Source organism: Mailhella sp., from assembly GCF_057866825.1.
Genome location: NZ_DBMAHT010000214.1, coordinates 1 through 2,056, shown reverse-complemented (window position 1 = coordinate 2,056; position 2,056 = coordinate 1). Strand labels below are relative to the sequence as shown.

Annotated in this window: 2 protein-coding genes; both read left to right on the top strand. The window is 64.1% G+C overall.

The genetic code is table 11. From position 1 onward, the window contains the following. The coding region (locus tag ACZM96_RS10820; protein WP_489489066.1) for a hypothetical protein at positions 1 to 407 on the top strand (407 nt) is incomplete at its 5' end. A 186-nt stretch (positions 408 to 593) separates the two neighbouring features. Continuing rightward, on the top strand, positions 594 to 2,056 hold a 1,463-nt coding region (secD, locus tag ACZM96_RS10815), incomplete at its 3' end, for a protein translocase subunit SecD (protein ID WP_489489065.1).

Here is a 2,056-nt window from a genome sequence, read left to right as displayed (position 1 = left end):
GAACACGTCATAGTCAAGCTGTGGTGAAAGGCAGAAACATGATCCTGATGATCTGTTGCGTCCTTTTCATGCCCCCCCACGGACATGCCGGGGAAAGCAAGGAGACCCAAAGCTTCCGCATGGCCTCGCTCACCCTCGCGGTGAGCGGCATCAGCAATCCGGTCTCCCAGCTCAAGACCTTTGCCGAATCCGACGGCACATCCCTGCGCTCGCCGGGCAAACGTCAGCAGAACGCCTCCACCGGTTTCGACGGCGGCGACGCTCCTGCCGCCCTGCCCCCCACGCCTCCCCTGCCCGACTTCTTCCTCTGCGCTCAGGAGTACTTCGACGTGCCCGCCTGTCCGCCGGAAAGTCACGGGCTCATCCACTGGTTCTCCCTCGCTCCCCCTTCCTCTGCGAACGTCTAGTCATGGCCTGAGTTCCCGTTCCGCCCCCGCGGACGGGCATTGCGTCTGCACTTACGTTCCGAGCGTTCCTTTTCAGTCCCGCCGCGCCCGCACGATCTGCGACAATCCGCGCCCCTGCGCCGATTGCCTTCTCACGCGCGCCAATCAACGCGACCACGGCCCACGAACGCTCCAAGAGGATTTTTCATGCGTTCCCTGCGTTGGCGCTCCTGCGTCGCGTTGCTGACGGCTCTTGTCTGCGCCGCCTGCATATCCGTCAATTTTTTTGTGCCGCCCCGCGCCCTCGACGCGTGGCTGCCTGATCCCATTCGTCTCGGCCTCGATCTGCGCGGAGGCATCAACCTCACCCTCGGTGCAGACGTCGATCAGGCCGTTTCTCAATCTTTGTCCCTTCTGGGGCAGGATATCCGTTCCAGCGCCAACGATGCGGGAATAAGGACCCGCCTCCTCCGTCAGGCCGACGGTCGAACGCTGGAATTCGTGCCGCTCAAACACGAGGGAATCGAACAACTCTCCAACCTGCTGCGCGACCGATTCGGACAGATGGCAGTCGGGTCTGCCATCTCGTCCGGATCCGGGGAAAAATTCCTCGTCTCCTTCCGCCCCGAATGGGAAAAACAACTCCGTGAACGCATCATGGATCAGACCATCCGCACGCTCCGCGGACGCATCGACGCCTTCGGCGTGGCGGAACCCGACATCCGCCGCCAGGGCGACGATCAGATCCAGATTCAGCTTCCCGGCGTCACCGACACCGCGCGCGCCCTTCAGCTCATCGGGCGCACCGCCCAGCTCACCTTCCACCGCGTTCGGTACGACGTCAGCCCCAGTTCCACGATCATGCCTCCGGGCACGGCGTGGTATCCGCTGGTCACGGGCTCGCGCTCCTGGACCGCCGCCGGCAAGAACGATCTCTCCGGCGGCCTCATCCTCGACAAGGCACCCCTGCTCTCCGGTCAGGACATCGTGGACGCCCGCCCCGCTTTCGATGAACGCAATCAGCCATGCGTGTCCATCCAGTTCAGCCCGCGGGGTGCGGATCAGTTTGAACGGGTCACCGAAGAACTGATCCATCAGCAGTTCGCCATCGTGCTCGACGGCGTTGTCCAGAGCGCCCCCGTGATCCAGCAGAAAATCAGCGGCGGCAAGGCTTCCATCACCGGCTCGTTCACCACCGAAGAGGCCCAGGACCTCGCCGTGGTGCTGCGTTCCGGCTCCCTGCCCGCCAAGGTCTCCGTGCTCGAAGAACGCACCGTCGGCCCCTCACTCGGCGCCGATTCCATCCGCGCGGGCCTCATCGCCGGAGCCGTGGGCGCCATCGGCGTCATGGTGGTCATGCAGGTCTGCTACGGCCTCGCCGGGCTCCTCGCCAACACCATGCTCGTGTTCACCATCAGCCTGCTCTTCGCAGGGCTCGGACTCTTCGGAGCCACCCTCACCCTGCCCGGCATCGCAGGCGTCGTGCTCACCATAGGCATGTCCGTGGACGCCAACGTTCTCATCTTTGAACGCATACGCGAGGAAATAAAACGCGGCCTCACCATGAGCCGCGCCATCGATGCAGGCTTCCGCGAGGCCCAGAGCTCCATTCTCGACTCCAACCTCACCACCCTGCTCACCGCCGCCGTGCTCTACCAGTTCGGCACCGG